Here is a 17,398-nt window from a genome sequence, read left to right as displayed (position 1 = left end):
GGGCGCGCCGGCGCCGCAGGTCCGCAAAGGGCCGGATCTTGGGAGGCGATCATGCGCGAAGGTGATGCGGGGGCGGCTGCGCCGGATCTTGAGGCGCTGGCGGAGCTGGAGCGCAAGATCCTCTGGCTGGCCACATGGATGATCCACAACGCCAACCACCTTCGCCCGAACAGGGACGGGCTGAAGGTGGGCGGGCACCAGGCTTCCAGCGCCTCCATCGCCACCATCATGACGGCGCTCTATCTGGCCGTGCTGCGGCCGGAGGACCGGGTCGCGGTGAAGCCGCATGCCAGCCCGGTGTTCCACGCCATCCAGTACCTGCTGGGGAACCAGACGCTGGAGCGGCTGAAGAACTTCCGCGGGCTCGGCGGGGCGCAGTCCTACCCGTCCCGCACCAAGGACCATGACGACGTGGATTTCTCCACGGGCTCCGTCGGCCTCGGCGTGGCGCAGACACTCTTCTCCTCCCTCGTGCAGGACTATGTGCGGGCGCAGGGCTGGGGAACGGAGCGAGCGGTCGGACGGATGGTCGCGCTCGTCGGCGACGCGGAGATGGACGAGGGCAACATCTTCGAGGCCCTGCTGGAGGGCTGGAAGCACGGCCTGCGCAACACCTGGTGGGTGGTGGACTACAACCGCCAGAGCCTGGACGCTGTAATCCGCGAGGGGCTGTGGTCGAAGTTCGAGACGATGTTCCGCAACTTCGGCTGGGATGTCGTGGTGCTGCGCCACGGCCGGCTGCAGAGAGCCGCCTTCGCCGAGCCCGGCGGGGAGAGGCTGCGGGAATGGATCGAGGCCTGCCCCAACCCGCTCTACTCCGCGCTGACCTTCGGCGGTGGCGCGGCCTGGCGCGCGCGGCTGACGGAGGAACTGGGCGACCAAGGGCCACTGACGGCCCTGCTCGAACGCCGCTCGGACGAGGAACTGGCGGCGCTGATGGGCAACCTCGGCGGCCACGACCTCGCCCTCCTCATCGAGGCCTTCGAGACCGCGAAGGCGCATGACCGGCCGGTCTGCTTCATCTGCTACACCATCAAGGGATCGGGCCTGCCGCTGGCCGGCCACAAGGACAACCACGCGGGGCTGCTGACGCCGGCGCAGGTGGAGACGCTGCGCGCCGCGATGGGCATTCGGCCGGGGCAGGAATGGAATCGCCACGAGGGGATGCGCCTGCCCGCTGCCAGGCTCGACGCCTTCCTGGCCGCGGTTCCCTTCAACGCGAATGGCCCACGTCGCCTGGAAGCCCCGGCCATTCCCGTGCCGGAGGCGCTGCCGGTGCCGGCGGGGCGGGAACTCTCGACCCAGCATGGCTTCGGGCAGTTGATGAACGAGCTCGCGAAAGGGGACACGCCGCTCGCCCGGCGCATCGTCACCACCTCGCCCGACGTGACCGTCTCGACCAATCTCGGCGGCTGGGTGAACCGGCGCGGCCTCTTTGCGCGGGAGGAGGTGGCGGATGTTTTCCGGACGGAGCGCATCCCCTCCACCTTCCACTGGCGCTTCTCCCCCAAGGGACAGCACCTGGAACTCGGCATCGCCGAGATGAACCTTTTCACGCTGCTCTCCGCGCTCGGACTGTCCCACGCCATTAACGGCGAGCGGCTGATCCCCGTGGGCACGCTCTACGATCCCTTCATCGAGCGCGGCCTCGATGCGCTGAACTACGCCTGCTACCAGGACGCTCGCTTTATCCTCGTCGCCACGCCGTCCGGCATCTCGCTGGCCGGGGAAGGAGGGGCGCACCAGTCGATCGCGACGCCGCTGATCGGCATGGCGCAGGACGGACTGGCGAGCTTCGAACCCGCCTACGTGGACGAGCTGGCGGTGCTGCTGCGCTGGGCCTTCGAGCACGTGCAGCGTGCCGGCGGAGTGGGGGACGAGGCCGGCGGATCCGTCTATTTCCGCCTCTCGACCCGGACGATCCCGCAACCTTCGCGCGAGATCGGGCTGGCGGAGGCAGCGGACATGATCGCCGGGGCCTACTGGCTGCGCCCCCCAGGGCCGAATGCGGAAGCCGTCATCGCCTATACCGGCGCCGTGGCGCCCGAGGCGCTGGAGGCGGTCAGCCTTGTCGCCGAGGACCGGCGCGATATCGGGCTGCTGGCCGTGACCTCCGCCGACCGGCTGCACCAGGGCTGGATGGCCGAGCGCAAAGGAGGGGCCGCATGCCATATCGAGCGGCTGCTCGCGAAGGTGCCGCGCGACTGCGCGCTGGTCACCGTGCTGGATGGGCATCCGGCAACGCTCGGCTGGCTCGGCTCCGTACGCGGCCACCGTGCCCGCGCGCTCGGCGTCACGCGCTTCGGCCAGACGGGGTCGTTGCAAGATCTCTACCAGCTGGCGGGGATCGACGCGCAATCCATCGCGGCCGCGGTGGAGGAGATCGCACCGGGGCGGCCTATCCGGCACCTCCGGGCGGTTTGATGGCGGTTTGCGGCCGGTGCGCCTCGGGTCATGGACCGGAGGCGACTGCACGCGCAGGAAAGGCACCAGGGGGGAACAAGCCCTCAATCATCGCCTCGCCGGCGGCCAGACGCAGGTCCAGGGTTGGACCTGTGCGTCCAGCCAGGCCCCTGGATGGCGTGGGACGAATGCCGCGCGCTTGCCGAAGGTCTGGAGAGGGAAGGGTCCTCTCTGGCGTTAGGGATGGGGTGAACGACCGCCTCAAAGGCTCCTCGTCGCGTGCCCGCTCGCTGCTGGCGCCCGCTTGAGCAGGGTGAGGAGATGCGTCGCCGCGGGGGTGAGCGGAAGGTCGGCGCGTTTGATGATCACCAGGGGTGGCGCGGCGAGTTCTTCCTTCACCTCGATCGTTGTCAGAGCGCCGCGGGTCAGCGCGAATTTGCTCCACTGCAGCGGCACCATGGCCAGCAGGTCGCTGTAGGCGATGCAGGTCATTACCGTGAGCGCGGACTGGCAGCGCAGGGCGAGTTTCGGCGCGGGCAGACCGTGGCGCTCGAAGATGGCGCTGACCTCATCCTCCGCGCTGACGGTGATTGAGGTGGTGGTCCATCCGGCACTGCTGAGTTGGGACAGCGAGGTGGAGGCGGCGAGCGGGTGCCCGGCGCGGCACAGGACCGTCCGGCGGTTGGGTCGGAAGACCTCGCGCGAGAGTTCGCGCGCGATGGGGGGGCCGGGATCGACGCCGAAGTAGAAGTCGATCCGCCCCTCGCGCAGCCCGCCCTCGAGCGTAGGATAGAAGCCCTCGATCACGTGCAGCCTCGTGTCCGGGTAGCGTTTCAGGAAGGGCGCAAGCGCCGAGGGAAGGAAGGCGAGGTGCGCGGCGATGGATAGGCCCGCCGTTACCGTGCCCGTGGTGGCGCCGCGAAGCTGCGCCATCTCCTCCTCCGTCCGCCGGATCTCCTGGGAGATGGAAGCGGCGCGGCGGACGAAGGCCTGGCCGAGCGGGGTCGGGATCACGCCGCGCACGCGCCGTTCGAAAAGCGGGGCGCCAAGCTCGTGTTCCAGATCCGCTAGACTGCGGGTGAGGGCGGGCTGCGCCACGCCCAGCAGGCGCGCGGCCGCGCGAATGCTGCCCTGCTCGGCGATCGCGACCACTTCACGGAAGTGCTGAAGCTTCATCCTGACCTGCCACGGATAACGAATCGGCATCGCTGACCCCGATTCTCCATCTTCTTCCGGATCGCTCAACCGCTGATCCTCGGCAGCATCAGGGAAGGAAGCACCGGGCAGATGAGCGACGTCGTGGAGGTTCTCGTTGTCGGCGCGGGGCCCGTGGGCCTCTCGCTCGCGATCGAACTCGGACGTCGCGGCATCGCGTGCGGGGTCGTCGAGAGGAACGACCGCGTCGGCTACAGCCCCCGCGCCAAGATGACCAATGTGCGCACGCGCGAGCACCTTCGCCGCTGGGGCATCGCCGAGACGCTGCGCCGGGCCTCGCCGATCCGCGACGACTACCCGGCGGACGTTGTCTTCGCCACCCGCATGGGCGGGCCGCTGCTCGCCCGCTTCGAGGGCGTCTTCAGTTGCGGGCAGGCCCCGAACGACCTCTATGCGGAAGGCGCGCAATGGGTGCCGCAATACACGCTGGAAGAGGTGCTGCGCGCGCATGCGGTCTCGCTCCCCTCCGTGCGGGTCGAGTTCGACACGGCTCTGGAAGGTTTTGTGGAGGACGAGGCCGGCATCCTCGCTACCGTCGCGCACCCTTCCGGGGCGAGGCGGCGAAGCATCCGCGCGCGCTACCTCGTGGGCGCGGACGGCGCCCGCAGCAGCGTGCGCAAGCTGATCGGCGCGCGCATGCAGGGCGATGGGGGATATGCCGCAAACCTCAACATCGTCTTCCGCTCCTCGCGCCTTGCGGCGCTGAACGCACACGGGCCGGCGCTCATGTACTGGATGATCAACGAGGACGTGCCCGCGCTGCTCGGCCCGATGAGCGATGACGGGCTCTGGTACTTCATTGCCACGAAGATCGGCGCGGATGTCGATCCAGTCGCCATCGACATTCCTGCCCTGATCCGACGCTCGACAGGGCTCGATATCGACGTGGAGGTGGTCGGGGCCGATCCCTGGGTTGCGCGCCGGTTGATCGCGGATGGATACCGCCGCGGAGATGTCTTTCTTGCCGGCGACGCCTGCCACCTCCACCCGCCCTTCGGCGGCTTCGGCATGAACATGGGCGTGGGCGACGCGGTGGACCTCGGCTGGAAGCTGGCCGCCATGATCGAGGGATGGGGAGGGGCGGGGCTTCTCGACGCCTACGAGACGGAGCGGCGGCCCGTGCACGAATGGGCCATCGCGGAGGCGGTGGCGAACTACGCGACGGTGGGCAACCAGCTCGCCAGGCCGGGGATCGAGGCGGAGGGCTTTCTCGGCGAGGCGACACGGCGGGAGGTGGGCGAGACGATCCTCGTCCAGAAGATCCGTGAGATGCGCTCGCTCGGCGTGGTGAAGGGCTACTGCTATGCCGGTTCGCCGATCATCGTGCCCGACGACACGGAGCCGCCTCCGCGCCACAGCATGGTCTATGAGCCATCGGCCCATCCCGGCTGCGTGGCGCCGCATCTCTGGCTCGCGGACGGATCCTCGCTCTACGACCACCTCTCCGACGGGTTCAGCCTGTTGGTGCTGGATGCTGGCCACGAGGCGGTGGTGACAGCGCTGCAGGCGGCCGCGCAGGGCATCGGCCTGCCCCTGCGGGTGGTGCGCCCCGGCGACCCGCGCCTGGCTGCCCGCTACGAGGCACCGCTCGCCCTGATCAGGCCGGACCAGCACGTGGCCTGGCGGGGAAGCGAGCTGCCCATGGACGCACCGGTCCTGCTGGACGTGGTGCGCGGCGCCAGCGAAGCGGGCCGAAGCCGCCCTGCGGAGCGCGCCACAGCAGCGGCATGAGGAACGCCCCCGAAGAGGGGCGCCAGAGAGGGAGGAGGACGCGAATGACGACGTCACGCCGGGGGTTGATCGTGGCTGCGGCAGGCCTGGGTTGGTGCGTGCGACGGGCGCGAGCGGCGGAGGGCGGTTATCCCTCCCGTCCGGTCAGGTTCCTCGTCGGCATACCGGCAGGAGGTGCGCCCGACGTGATCGCGCGCATCCTGGCGGACCGCCTTTCGGCGCATTGGGGCCAGCCCGTGATCGTGGACAATCGGCCGGCCGCCAGCGGCAACCTGGCCGCGCAGGCCGTCGCGAGGGGAGAGACGGACGGGCATACGCTGCTCTTCGCGCATGCCTCCATGCTGCTGCTGAACGAGGGGCTGATGCGGAACGTGCCCTTCAATGGGGAACGCGACTTCACGCCCGTCTCGCTCCTCATGTCGACGCCCTTCATGGTGGCCGCGCGGCCCGGGATGCCGGCGAGCACCCTGGCGGAACTCGGCGCCTACGCACGCAGCCGGCCGGGGCCGGTCACCTTCGCCACGATCAGCGCCACCGGCCTGCCGCGCTTCGTCGGCGAGCGGCTGCGGACATCGCTTGGGATCGAGATGGTGAACGTGCCCTATTCCGCCATGTCAGGCGCCGTGCAGGACACGATCGCGGGTCGTGTGGATTTGCTGATCGACGGCACCCCGGTCATCACGCCGCAGGTGAAGGGTGGATTCCTGAAGGCCCTCGCCGTGACCTCGCCCGCGCGCTTCCCGGGTATCGAGGAGGTGCCGACAGCAGCCGAAAGCATTTCCGGCTTCTCCTCCAAGGGATGGTTCGGCCTGCTCGGGCCGGCTGGGATGGCGGAGGCGACGGTGCAGCACATTGCGGAGGCCGCGCGCTCGGTGCTCGCCGCGCCGGAGCTTCGCGCCAGGTTGCTCCAGGACTTTGGGGGCGAGGTGGTTGCCGGGACGCCCGCCGAGTTCCGAACCTCGCTGGCCCAGGACAGGCGGGTGTACCGCGAACTGATCGCTCAGGTCGGTGCGAGCATTGAGTGAACTGCGGACAGCCCGCAAACCTTCGTCCGGCATCTCGAAGCCCCTTCTCCGTTTCAGGGAAAATCGGCCATGCGCAGGCTCTTGGATCGCAGCGTCATCGTGACGGGAGGCGCGCAGGGGATCGGCGCGGCCTATGCCCGTGCGCTCGCCGCAGAGGGCGCGCGCGTGACTGTCTGCGACATCCTGTCGCCCGATGCGACCGTGGCCGCGATCCGTGAACTGGGCGGGAACGCCACCGGTCAGGTCTGCGATATCACCGACTCCGAGGCCGTGGCCCGTCTCGTCGAGCACAGCGTCGCGCAGTTCGGGGGAGTCAGCGGGCTGGTGAACAACGCGGCGCTCTTCGCGACACTGCGCCCGCGTCCGTTCAGCGAGATCGGTTCGGAGGAGTTCGACCGGGTGTTGCGGGTGAATGTGCGCGGCACCTTCGAGTGCATCAAGGCCGTCCTTCCGGTTATGCGGGCCAAGGGTTATGGCAAGATCGTCAACATCGCCTCGGGGACAGTGTTCAAGGGCACGCCCATGATGATGCCCTATGTCTCCTCCAAGGGCGCGATCATCGCGATGACGCGGGCCGCGGCGCGCGAACTCGGGGGCTGCGGCATTCGGGTGAATTGCCTGGCGCCTGGCCTGACGCTCAGCGATGGACTGGTCGGAAACGAGGACTACCCTGAGGAGATGACGAGATCCGTCCTCGAAACGCGCTGCCTGATGCGCGATCAGACGCCCGAGGACCTGACCGGCGCGCTGGCCTTTCTCCTCTCCTCGGAAAGCGACTTCATGACGGGACAGACGGTCGTGGTTGACGGCGGCTCCGTTATGCATTGAAGCTCACGCGGCCTTCACGAAGGCCCCCCGCAAGCATCGCCTCCGCGGCATCCGCGGCATCCGCGGCAACTCGGGTTTGAAGCGCCGCAGGTAAGCGCACGAGGGACCATGCTGGCTGGCTGCGTCGCCCGGACACAGAATACGGCTGTTCAAGCGCGCATGCGCAGGATTGCCCCGAACTCGCCCCGCCTGGGCTTCCGCTGGGGAGGGGTGGATTCTACGGCGAGCAGCGGCCGGCATAGGCCGAGCTGGTGCCCGCCCTTGATACTGCCGCCGGGCTTCTGGTCCTCGCTGCGGCGATGTGCTTATCAAGCCCCTTGGGCAGGCGGCCGAGGGCCGGCCCCGTCGCGGGCCTCTTCTGGCCGGCCAGATTCAAGGATCCAGCGTCCATATGCCCAAGCGCGACACGGCCTCGGGGAGTGCGCGCCAGCCCCGGCAGCAGCCTGTCGCCCCGGCCGGTGCCCGCGAGCGCGCGCGCTGGCCTGTCAGCAAGCGTGAGGAATTCTACGCGGACCGCTGGAACTTCGGTTACCAGGTCCGTGATCTTCACCGCATGTTCCGTGCAAGCGTGCAGGCGCACATGCAGCCGCTCGGCATTCCCGTCAGCCTGTGGTCCTATCTTTGGGCCCTCTACGAGGAGGATGGGCTGATCCAGAACGAGCTGGCGCGGCGCGTCCGCCTCATGGGCCCGTCGGTCGTCTCGGCCGTGAACCAGATGGAGCGACTTGGCCTGGCGCAGCGGCGGCGAAATGCGGAAGACCGGCGCACGGTGAACATCCACCTGACGCCGAAGGGCTGGGCGCTGCGCCAACAGATCGTCGACATAGCCGCGGAGCGCAACGCCGCCGCGCTGCAACACCTCACCACGGAGGAGGTGGAGACCCTGCTGCGCATGCTGGCGAAGGTGAGGCTCGGCCTGGAGGGCGCGGCCCCCCGTGAGACGCCGGCGGCACAGGCAGCGAAGGCGCTGCCGCCCGCCGCTCGCAAGCCACGGCAGTCGCGGGCTTCCTGAAGCTCGAGGTAGGTGCGCTCGTCCGGACGCGCCTTCAAATCCCTTAAACCAGTCTGGCGCGGGCTGGGCATCTGCCTCTTCCTGCTTGGGTCCAGAGCGCCCGTAAGTCCTGCCGCGTTGCGGAACAGCAGCGGGCCCGATCAGGCGTCGGGTGATCCGCCGTGCTGGCGCATCCGCCACCGCGCCTGCCAATCTCGCCCACCCAGCCATCCCTGCAGGCTTGCGGCATTGGCCGGGCCGCCGGCGGCCGCCTCCACGCTGCGCCAGGCGAGGCAGAGCATGCATGAGAGCACGGGTACGCCGCCGCGGTATCCATGCGCGAGGATGGGCCGCAGCGTCGGCATGCCGGTGCCGAGCATGACGATCGCATCCAGCCCCGCGGGGTCCAGCGCCTCCAGCGCCGCCTGAGCGCCCGCGCCGTCCATCGCGTAGATCGGGTGGAAGACACCGTCCTGCAGCGCCGAGCCGGAGATGCGGACGACCTCAAAGCCCTGCGCCTTCCAGTAGGCGATGGCCGCGCGCGTCAGGTCGTCGGGATAGGGGGAGACAAGGCCGATGCGACGCGCCGACAGGGCCCGGAGCGCGTCGCGTACGGCCTGTCCCGCCGTCACCACGGGCACGCCGCGCGCGGCTTCCATGCGGACGACGATCGCCGCTTCCTCCTCCGGGCCGGCGTAGTAGGAGGCGCCAGTGCAGGCGAAGGCCAGCGCAGCCAGCGGCGCATTGGCGAACTGTGCGACGGCCCCTTCCAGGTCGCGCAGGTAGTCCAGCAGCCGCGCGACGATCGTCGGCTTCGGGCTGGTGAGGCGGGTGTTGATCATCGCGACCCCGGGTGGCAGGAGGATCGCCAGCTCCGGCTCGACCGTCGTGTTCGCCTGCGGCGTCAGCACGCCGATCAGTCCGCGGGGTGCGTATTCCAGGGCCACCGGGTCAGCCTCGTTCAGGCTGGGAAACCGCTTCCGGCTCGCACTCCGGCATGGCCCCGCCGCTCAGGTTGCGTGATGGACAAGTTGGACAGGTCATGGCCGACTGCGCAAGCCGAACCAGCGGAGTCCTCGCCCTGCATCGTTCCTCCCGCACCGCGATCGTCGGCGCCGGGCCGGTTGGCCTTACGCTCGCCGTTCTGCTGCATCGTGCTGGGGCCACGCCCCTGGTGTTGGAGGCGGGACCGGCGATCGCGGAGGAGCTGCGCGCCTCCACCTTCCATCCGCCGACGCTCGACATGTTGGACACGATCGGCGTCGCCCGGCCGCTGATCGCGCAGGGGCTGGTGACACCGGAATGGCAGATCCGCCTGCACGAAACCGGTGAACGCGCGGTCTTCGACCTCTCCGTGCTCCGCGAGGACACGGCCTTTCCGCATCGCTTGCAGTGCGAGCAGCAGCGGCTGTCACATCTTCTGCTTTCGCTGCTGCCTGCGGGAACGGTGCGCTTCGATGCATCCGTCACGGCGTTAATGCAGGACGCAGACGGGGTGGTCCTCACGCTGGAAGGTGGCGAGACGGTATCTGCGGACTACGTCATCGGCTGCGACGGCGCGCGCAGCCAGGTCCGCCACGCCATGGGTCTCGATTTTCCGGGCGACACCTATCCCGAGACCACCATCCTCGCGACGACGACCTTTCCCCTTCACGAGCATCTTCCGCACCTGTCCAACGTAAACTATGTCTGGACGAGCCATCCCGCCTTCTCCGGCACCTTCTCGCTGCTACGCGTGCCCGGCCGCTGGCGCGCCAGCCTCTATCCCGCGCCGGGGGAGAGCGTGGAGGAGGCGCTGGAGCCTGCGGCGGTCGAGCGCAAGCTGCAGGCCATCCACCCGAAGCCGACGCCCTATGACGTACCGGACCTCCGCCCATACCGCATCCACCAGAGGATCGTGGCGGATTACCGCAAGGGCCGCCTTTTGCTCGCGGGGGATGCCGCGCATCTGAACTCACCCTCGGGTGGCATGGGGATGAACGGCGGCATCCACGACGCCTTCGAGCTGGCCGCGACCCTCCTGCCCGTACTCCGCGGCGAGGCGGGGGAGGGGCTGCTCAACCGTTACACCCGTCGCCGCCGACCAGTGGCGGAGCGCGAGATCATCGCCCAGGCCGACCGCAACCGCGCCCGCATGCGCGAGACCGATCCGGCTCGCCGGCGCGCGATGCTCACCGACATGCAGGCGCTCTGCGCCGACCCGGCCCGACTGCGCGAACACCTGCTGCGAACATCCATGATCACCGGACTGCGCGAAGCCGCGCGGGTGGAGTGAGGGGAATGACGGAACGACGCATCCTGCTCGCGGCGGCCGCAGCGCTGACCGCAACCCGCACCCTCCACGCGCAGGAAGCGGGCGCCTGGCCATCCCGCCCCATCCGTTTCGTCGTTCCCTTCCCGCCCGGCGGCACCACGGACATCGTGGCGCGCGTCTATGCGCAGCGGATGGCACAGAGGCTCGGCCAGCCCATGGTGGTGGAGAACCGTGCGGGTGCGGGCGGCACGGTGGGCAGCGACGCCGTCGCGAAGGCGACGCCGGACGGCTACGCCTTCGTCATGTCCAACATTGCTTCCCACGCGGTAGGGCCGAACGTCTACCCCCGTGTGCCCTATGACAGCGTTCGGGACTTCACCCATATCGCGCTTCTCGCGGACGTGCCCTCCGTCCTGGTCGTCGGCGAAGCCTCTCCGGCCCGCGATCTGGCCGGCTTCTTGTTCGCGGCGCGCACGCGGCCGGTGACCGTGGCCTCTCCGGGGAACGGGACCACCTCGCACGTCCTCACCACCACCCTCGCGCGGCTCACGGGCACCCAGCTCGTCCACGTGCCCTATCGCGGCTCCGCGCCCGGCATCTCGGATGTCATGGGCGGAACGGTAGAGGCGATGATCACGACCCTTGCCGAAGCCGGGCGCAACGACCGCGTGCGCATCCTCGCGATCACCTCGGGGCGCCGGACGCCGGGCTGGGATGCCGTGCCCACCTTCACCGAGCTGGGGCTGCCGCAAATGACGGCGCCCACCTGGTTCGGCCTCTCTGGCCCGCCCGGCCTGCCGGACGCAATCGCGGATCGGATGAGCGCGGCAGCGCTGGAGGCCCTTTCGACGGAAACGGTGCGCGCACGGCTGGCCGATTTCGGCGCCGTGCCGCCGGCCCATGATCGCGCCTGGTACGCGGGCTACGTCGCGGACGAGCTGGCGCGCTGGGGCAAGGCGGTGCGCGAGGCCGGCGTGCGGGCGGACTGAGCAGGGGCGGGGCGGCTCACTCCGCCTGGATTCCCGCTTCCTTCGCGATCCTGGCCCATCGTGCCACATCGGAGGCGACCAGGGCCGCATAGTCGCGACGCGAGAGCCTGTTGGGTCCCGCCCCGAAGTCGAGAAGCCGTTCCTGCACCTCCGGGGCGGAGAGGCCCTTCGCGAGGGCGTCGTGCAACACGTCGGCGGCGGCATCCGGCATCCCCGCGGGGCCGGAGAGCCCGAACCAGTTGGTGGCGACAAGCGTCTCGAAGCCGAACTCACGCACGCTCGGCACCTCGGGCCAGCGCGCGGCACGTTCCGGCGTGGTCACGGCCAGCATGCGCAGCCGGTCGTTGCGCCCGACATCGGGAACCGCCGCGATCAGGCCGTCGATCTGCCCGCCCAGCACGTCCGCGACAGCCGGTGCGGAGCCGCGATAAGGCGCGTGCAGGATCGTCACACCGGCCGCGCGGTTGAGCAGTTCGAGCTTCACGTGGCTGGAGGTGCCGATGCCGGTGGAGCCGAACTTCACGTTGCCGGTGCGGGCGCGCGCCACCAGCTCGGGCAGGCTGCGGATCGGGCTGTCCATCGCGACGACGATCGCGCTCGGCACCGCCGCGATGAGGCCAATGGGCGTGAAGTCGCGCACGGGATCGTAGGGCACGTGCTTCGACACCGCAGGCCCGATCGCCTGGGAGGCGATGTTCGAGAGAAGGATGGTGTACCCGTCCGGCGAGGCCTTCGCCACAAGGTCGCTGCCGATCACGCCGCCGGCGCCGCCCCGGTTGTCGATGACCACGGAGGTGCCGAGCGAGGGTTCCATCCCCCGCGCGGCGAGGCGTCCCAGAAGGTCCGTGGTGCCGCCGGGCGTGAAGGGCACGACGAGCCGCACGGGGCGCGCGGGCATCCAGCCAGGTTGCGCGGCAGGGCGACGCGGCAAGAGGAACGCGCCGGCCCCGGCCGACAGCGCGGTCAGGATCGAGCGGCGGGAAGCGGTCATGGGGCGTGGCTCCGTCAGGAAGGTCGTCAGTTCACGGCAATGCGGGCGTCCCGCACCACGCCGCGCCAGCGGACGAGGTCGTCGGAGACAAGCTTTCCGAGGTCCACGCGGCTTCCGCCCCCGACGACGAAGCGGATCCTCTCCAACCGCTCCACGACCTCCGGTTGGCGCAGCGTGGCGGCAAGCGCCTCGTGCAGTGCTTCGGCAATCGGTTCGGGCGTGGCGGCGGGCACGAAGAGACCGGTCCAAGATTGGGAGGTGAGGTCTTCCAGTCCCTGTTCCGCCATGGTCGGCACGTCGGGCGCCCATGTGAGCCGGCGGGGGCCGGCCACGGCGATCATGCGGACCTGACCCGAGGTGATCTGTGGCGCGGCCGTGCCCGAATTCACCATCGAGAGCGGTACCGTGTTCTGGATGACCGCCGTGATCGCCGCCGCGCCACCGGCGAAGGGCACGTGCACGGCGCGCGTCCCGGTGCGGAGGAGGAAGAGCTCCAGCCCGAGCTGCTCGGATGACCCGATGCCGGAGGAGGAGAAGGAGAGCGCGTCGCCCTTCTGCAGCATCCAGTTCCGCAGCTCCGCGACATTCGTCGCGGGCACGGAGGGATGGACGACGATGACGTTCGGCGCGCTCATCGCCAGGATGATCGGCTTGAAATCCTTCTCAGGATCGAAGCCGGGGGACTGCATGACCACGGGCTGGATCGTCATCGTGCCGCTGGCGTTGACGAGAAGGACGTGTCCGTCGCCAGGCATGGCGGCTACCACGCGCGTGCCGATCACCCCCGTCGCGCCCGGCCGGTTGTCGATGACCACGTTCTGTCCAAGCGCCGCCTGAAGCCCGGGCTGAAGGGCGCGCGCGCAGAGATCCGTGGCGCCGCCGGGCGGGAAGGGCACGAGCAGCGTCACAGGGCGGCTCGGGCGCCACGCCGCCTGCGCCCGTGCGATGTGCGGCAGGGGCAGTAACGGGGTGGACAGCAGGCTGAGCGCGGTGCGGCGACGCATGGTGTTCCTCACAGATGTTGCTCGGGCGCCCAGCCATCCATTGACCGGCGCGACAGTGCGCGGGAGTTTGCGGCACGGAGGGCCCTGATCGAATGAGCAAGAACGAGGCCGCGGCCGGTATCCACGATACGCTGGCATCGCTCCAGGCGGAGCGCGGCTACGTGCTGCCGCATCGCGGGCTTCTCGCTGCCGCGCTGCCTGAGTTGCACCAGGCCTACGGCGCGATGTACCGCGCGCTGACGGTGGATGAGCGCCACATGACGCCGCTCGCACGGGAATGCGTGTGGCTCGCGATCCTCGTTGCCTGCAACGAGCCGGTGGGCACGCACCACGTCGCCGCCTTCCGACGTTGCGGCGGCACCGATCGCGAGGCAGCGGCACTTTTCCGGCAGACGGCCTGGGCCCTGGGCGCGGATGCGCTCGGCTTCCTGCGCGGGGAATGGGCGCCGCACTTCCCGGGGTACGATCCTGCGGCCGCCTATCTCGAAGCCGCCTCCGCCCTGAATGCCGCGGGCGACCTGCCGGACGAGACGGTGCGGCTGGCGCGCCTTGCGGTGCATGCTGCGCGCGGAAGGCTCTGGGCGCTGGAGGTCGAGCTTGAAGCGGCCTACGGCGCGGACATCGACGAGCGGCGAATGGCCGAGGCGATCAGCCTCATCATCTGGCCACGCGGGGTGAACCCCTTCGTGCGCGCGGCAGAGACCTGGCTCCGCCTTCTGCGGAGCGGACGCGTCTCGCCCTCTCCCGCCTTCGCCGCCTGGGCCGCGGTGGACGACCAGGGGCCGCTCGTCCTGGAGGGGATGCCGGCCCCACAACGTTGAGGCCGGCGCTTCCATCAGGCCCCCACCGCCGCACTGCCGGAGAGCACACCCTCGAAGAAGGCGCGTCGGTCGCGCGCGCCGCGCATCATCAGCGAGAGATCATTCTCGGTCAGGATCATGCGCATCCCGGCGCGGAGGAAACCGTGCCAGGGGCCCTCGTCGCGTGGCCCACCCATGCCGGCGAAGAGCCCGTTGCGCGCGGCCGCGGCGCAGGTCCGCTCCACGGCGTCGAGCAGTTCGGGCGCGTCGTAGCGGCCGGGCAAGCCGAGATCCCAGAGCAGGTCCGAGCCGCCGATGAACAGCCCGTCCACGCCCGGCACCGCCGCGATCGCCTCGACATTCTCGACTGCCGTGCGGCTCTCGATCATCACCGCAACCACGACCTCCTCATTGAAGATCGCGCAGGCCTCTGCGAGGCCCTTGTCATAGCCGAAATGCGCGAGGGTTCCAGGGACGGAGAGATTGCCGCGCGGCGCGAAGCGCGCCGCCCGCGCAACGGCCGCCGCCTGCTCCGGTGTGTCCACATGCGGCACGACGAGGCCGAGCGCGCCGTTGGTGAGAAGCCCCGCGATCTCGTGCGGGTCGTGGCTGGAAGGGCGCGCGAGGGGCAGGATGCCGGCGCGGATGGCCGAGAGCGCGACGTCGTGCGCGATATGTGGCGAGGCCGGACTGTGCTCGAAGTCGAGCATCGCCCAGTGGAAACCGCAGGCCGCGAGGATGGGCCCTGCCTCCGCACTGCGGGTGAGGCGAAGATTGCTGCCGAGGGCGAGCTCTCCCGCCTGCATGCGGGCGCGGAAGGCGGTGCCGGGATAGCCGCTCATGCCGCCGCCTCTGCGTTCAACGCGTCCGGGAAGCGCCACACCTTACGCGGGCGCGCGCCGAGGATCCGCAGCGCTTCCCGGACCGCATCGAAAGCTTCGCGCACCGCCGCCTCGCCCTCGATCACGAGGCCGAAGCCGGGGCAGAGGCGGGCGATGGGACGGGCGGCCTGGATAGCGTCGAGATCGGCCAGCACCGGGGCGGGGTCGATGCCGATCAGCCAGTCCATCTTGGCGGAGAGATAGAGTGCGGCGTCCTCCGCCCGGATCGGCGCCTCGTCCGGCGCGCGCAGGCGCGAGAGGCCGGCGCTCCAGGCCTGCGCGGGCCGCGCGAGGAAGGCGAAGGCATCGGAGGTGAAGAGCGTCGCCGTCTCCGTCTCGTAGAACCAGTTCGTCGCGAGAAGGCGCAGCTCCACGCGCAGGACTTCCAGCCGCAGGCGCCCGACGACCGTGACCGCGCCGGGGGCGATGCGCGTGGCGCGCAGGCCGGGCGTCGCTTCAATCCGGGCGACGGCGTCGCGTTCCTCCACGCCCTCGAAGAAGTCGAGCGGATTGAGAACGCCCGCGTATAGCACCTCGCGCACGCCGAACTCGCCGAGGATGGCCGGCAGGTTGATCATGCAGTCCTGCTCGCGCCGCGTGGTGATCAGCCGGCGCTCCGTGGTACCTTCCAGCGTGCGGCGGATGCCTTCGGCCACGAGGGGCCAGTGCACGGCAAGGCCGGTATCCACCATGAGCCAGCTCTCGCCGTCGCGCAGGATATAACCCTGCACGGGCAGCAGGCCGCGTGCCGTGGGCGGGATCCAGCTGATGGGACGCGCGGCCACGTCCAGCCAGCCGCCGGTGGCGGCGAGCGTGCCGGGGATGATTTCGGCGAAGCCCTCGGTCTCGGTCATGTCGCTGCCGCCCCCGGGCCCATGGCGATGCCCCTCTTGAAGAGCGGCAGCGCCTCCGCCGGCGTATCGACCACGCAGCCATGCGCGCCGGCGAGGAAGCGCGGGCGAAGGCGCGCAAGAAGCTCATCGATCTCCGGGAAGCTGGGGCGGCTGTCCGTGAACTTTGGCCAGTGCAGGGCCTTGTCGTTGAAGTCCCTCATGATCGCGAGGTCGGGCGGCGCGATCTCACTGCTCAGGTGGTCGCACTGGCCGGGGACATGCGCGTGGAAATAGGCGCAGGCATCCGAGAGGAAGAGGATGCGGTCCTTCGTGTCGAAGGCCCAAAGGGTGTCCGGCAGGTCGCGCCAGACGGGCGGGAGGAAGAGCAACTCGCGGTCGCCGAGGTCCAGGCGGTCGCCGGGCTCGACCTGGCGGAAGCGGTGCGCGAGTTGGGGGTGGTAGAGCGGGTAGTCCCGCATGTCGCCGATCGCGACAGCCTGCGGGAACTCGCGCATCCATCGCTCCAGCAGGCCGGAATGCGGCAGCTCGCTATGCGTTGGGAAGATGTAGTCGAGGGGACGACCAGCGAGGAAGGCGTCCACGTCGCGCCGCACCTCGGCCCAATGGATAGGGTGGCCGGTGTCGATCAGCACCGTCTTCTCGCTGCCCTTCAGCAGGTAGAGCGCGTAATGCGCGTGCATGTCGGGCACGCTGCTCGGCAGGCAGCGCCCCGTCCACAGGCAGTCCGGCGTGATGGCGCGGGGCAGGGTGCCAGTTCGCGTGAAATCCGGCGCGGGGCTCGTCATGCTGCTGGCGTCTCCTGGCTTGGTTCTTTCGAGGGCACGTCCGGCAACCACGCCCAGGGGCGGCGCGCCCGGTCAGTGGTCGCGAAGGCCTCGATCGCGGCGGCGTGGCTGAGGGTCAGGTCCACGTCCGTCCAGCCGTTGAGCAGCTTCGTGCGCCAGACCGGGTCGATGGCGAAGCTCCAGCTGCGGCCACCGGCCGAGACGCTGCAGGCATCGAGATCGACCGTCATCTCAGTGTTGCCGGCTTCCAGCCAGGCTAGGATCCACTCCACCGCCTCCTCCTCGAGCCGTGCCGGGAGAAGGCCGTTATTGACGGCGTTGCTGCTGAAGATGTCCCCGAAGCTGGGCGCGAGGACGCAGCGGATGCCGTGGTCCACCAGGGCATAGGCCGCCGCCTCCCGCGAGGAGCCGCTGCCGAAGTTGCGGCGGGCGACGAGGATGCCGGCGCCCGTACGGGCGGGGTCGTTGAGCGGGAAGCCCGGGCGTGCCGTGCCGTCGGCGTCAAAGCGGAGGTCGTACAGCAGCACGTCGCCGTAGCCGGCGCTGCGGGGGCGGCTCATGAAGCGCGCGGGGATGAGCTGGTCGGTGTCCACGTTCGCGAGCGGCAGCGGACAGGCGGTGGCGGCCAGTGTGAGGAAGGGCTGCAC

General features: G+C 69.9%; 16 protein-coding genes. 8 read left to right on the top strand and 8 right to left on the bottom strand.

All coding sequences use genetic code 11. From position 1 onward, the window contains the following. Positions 1-51 precede the first annotated feature (51 nt). Positions 52-2,424 (top strand): hypothetical protein, encoded by a 2,373-nt coding sequence (locus BO39_RS08750; RefSeq protein ID WP_043832110.1) that lies wholly within the window; start codon positions 52-54, stop codon positions 2,422-2,424. A 240-nt stretch (positions 2,425-2,664) separates the two neighbouring features. Here BO39_RS08750 and BO39_RS08745 read toward each other — a convergent pair whose 3' ends face one another. Then, positions 2,665-3,579 carry a LysR substrate-binding domain-containing protein gene (locus tag BO39_RS08745; protein WP_043832377.1) on the bottom strand — a complete coding sequence of 305 codons (915 nt, stop codon included), beginning with the start codon at positions 3,577-3,579 and terminating at the stop codon, positions 2,665-2,667. 111 nt (positions 3,580-3,690) lie between these two features. Between BO39_RS08745 and BO39_RS08740 the strand changes: the two genes are divergently transcribed. The 4 genes from BO39_RS08740 (at position 3,691) to BO39_RS29765 (ending at position 8,214) form a co-directional block, all read left to right on the top strand. Beyond that, the gene (locus BO39_RS08740; protein WP_043832108.1) at positions 3,691-5,349 is read left to right on the top strand and encodes an FAD-dependent monooxygenase; all 1,659 of its coding nucleotides are present in this window, start codon (positions 3,691-3,693) and stop codon (positions 5,347-5,349) included. 44 nt (positions 5,350-5,393) lie between these two features. After that, entirely contained in the window at positions 5,394-6,374 is a 981-nt protein-coding gene (locus tag BO39_RS08735) for a Bug family tripartite tricarboxylate transporter substrate binding protein (RefSeq protein WP_169742746.1), read from the top strand. 81 nt (positions 6,375-6,455) lie between these two features. Continuing rightward, positions 6,456-7,202, top strand: a complete 747-nt coding sequence (locus BO39_RS08730; protein ID WP_211257404.1) for an SDR family NAD(P)-dependent oxidoreductase — start codon at positions 6,456-6,458, stop codon at positions 7,200-7,202. 391 nt (positions 7,203-7,593) lie between these two features. Further along, positions 7,594-8,214 (top strand): MarR family winged helix-turn-helix transcriptional regulator, encoded by a 621-nt coding sequence (locus BO39_RS29765; protein WP_052401831.1) that lies wholly within the window; start codon positions 7,594-7,596, stop codon positions 8,212-8,214. Positions 8,215-8,354: 140 nt separating this feature from the next. Here the strand turns inward: BO39_RS29765 and BO39_RS08720 are convergent, their stop codons facing one another. Continuing rightward, positions 8,355-9,140: a maleate cis-trans isomerase family protein gene (locus BO39_RS08720; protein WP_043832106.1), complete on the bottom strand. Its 786-nt coding sequence runs from the start codon at positions 9,138-9,140 to the stop codon at positions 8,355-8,357. A 95-nt stretch (positions 9,141-9,235) separates the two neighbouring features. On the opposite strand from BO39_RS08720, the gene BO39_RS08715 reads away from it, so the two are divergent. Next, positions 9,236-10,468, top strand: coding sequence for an FAD-dependent oxidoreductase (locus BO39_RS08715; protein WP_052401830.1), 1,233 nt, complete (start codon positions 9,236-9,238; stop codon positions 10,466-10,468). Positions 10,469-10,473: 5 nt separating this feature from the next. Continuing rightward, entirely contained in the window at positions 10,474-11,436 is a 963-nt protein-coding gene (locus BO39_RS08710; RefSeq protein WP_043832105.1) for a Bug family tripartite tricarboxylate transporter substrate binding protein, read from the top strand. Between the two features lie 16 nt (positions 11,437-11,452). Here BO39_RS08710 and BO39_RS08705 read toward each other — a convergent pair whose 3' ends face one another. Further along, positions 11,453-12,427 (bottom strand): Bug family tripartite tricarboxylate transporter substrate binding protein, encoded by a 975-nt coding sequence (locus BO39_RS08705; protein WP_043832103.1) that lies wholly within the window; start codon positions 12,425-12,427, stop codon positions 11,453-11,455. Positions 12,428-12,453: 26 nt separating this feature from the next. Continuing rightward, a complete protein-coding gene (locus BO39_RS08700; RefSeq protein ID WP_043832100.1) occupies positions 12,454-13,431 on the bottom strand; it encodes a Bug family tripartite tricarboxylate transporter substrate binding protein in 978 nt (325 codons plus the stop codon). Positions 13,432-13,523: 92 nt separating this feature from the next. Here BO39_RS08700 and BO39_RS08695 point away from each other — a divergent pair, with 92 nt between their 5' ends. Continuing rightward, positions 13,524-14,252 (top strand): hypothetical protein, encoded by a 729-nt coding sequence (locus tag BO39_RS08695; protein ID WP_043832098.1) that lies wholly within the window; start codon positions 13,524-13,526, stop codon positions 14,250-14,252. Positions 14,253-14,266: 14 nt separating this feature from the next. Here the strand turns inward: BO39_RS08695 and BO39_RS08690 are convergent, their stop codons facing one another. From BO39_RS08690 to leuD, 4 genes are read right to left on the bottom strand one after another with little or no spacing between them, the layout of a single operon-like run. Further along, on the bottom strand, positions 14,267-15,073 hold the full coding sequence (locus BO39_RS08690) for an HpcH/HpaI aldolase family protein (protein WP_052401829.1): 807 nt from the start codon (positions 15,071-15,073) through the stop codon (positions 14,267-14,269). Next, positions 15,070-15,966, bottom strand: a complete 897-nt coding sequence (locus BO39_RS08685) for a hypothetical protein (protein WP_043832095.1) — start codon at positions 15,964-15,966, stop codon at positions 15,070-15,072. Before BO39_RS08685 ends, BO39_RS08690 begins: the two co-directional genes overlap by 4 nt. Next, positions 15,963-16,751 (bottom strand): MBL fold metallo-hydrolase, encoded by a 789-nt coding sequence (locus BO39_RS08680; RefSeq protein ID WP_043832093.1) that lies wholly within the window; start codon positions 16,749-16,751, stop codon positions 15,963-15,965. The genes BO39_RS08685 and BO39_RS08680 overlap by 4 nt, the downstream gene beginning before the upstream one ends. Next, positions 16,748-17,398, bottom strand: coding sequence for a 3-isopropylmalate dehydratase small subunit (gene leuD / locus BO39_RS08675; protein WP_043832091.1), 651 nt, complete (start codon positions 17,396-17,398; stop codon positions 16,748-16,750). Before leuD ends, BO39_RS08680 begins: the two co-directional genes overlap by 4 nt.

The sequence above is a fragment of the Roseomonas aerilata DSM 19363 genome (assembly GCF_000711725.1).
Classification (GTDB): Bacteria; Pseudomonadota; Alphaproteobacteria; order Acetobacterales; family Acetobacteraceae; genus Roseomonas; species Roseomonas aerilata.
The sequence above is the reverse complement of the archived record's forward strand: the minus strand, read 5'-3'. Positions and strand labels throughout refer to the sequence as shown.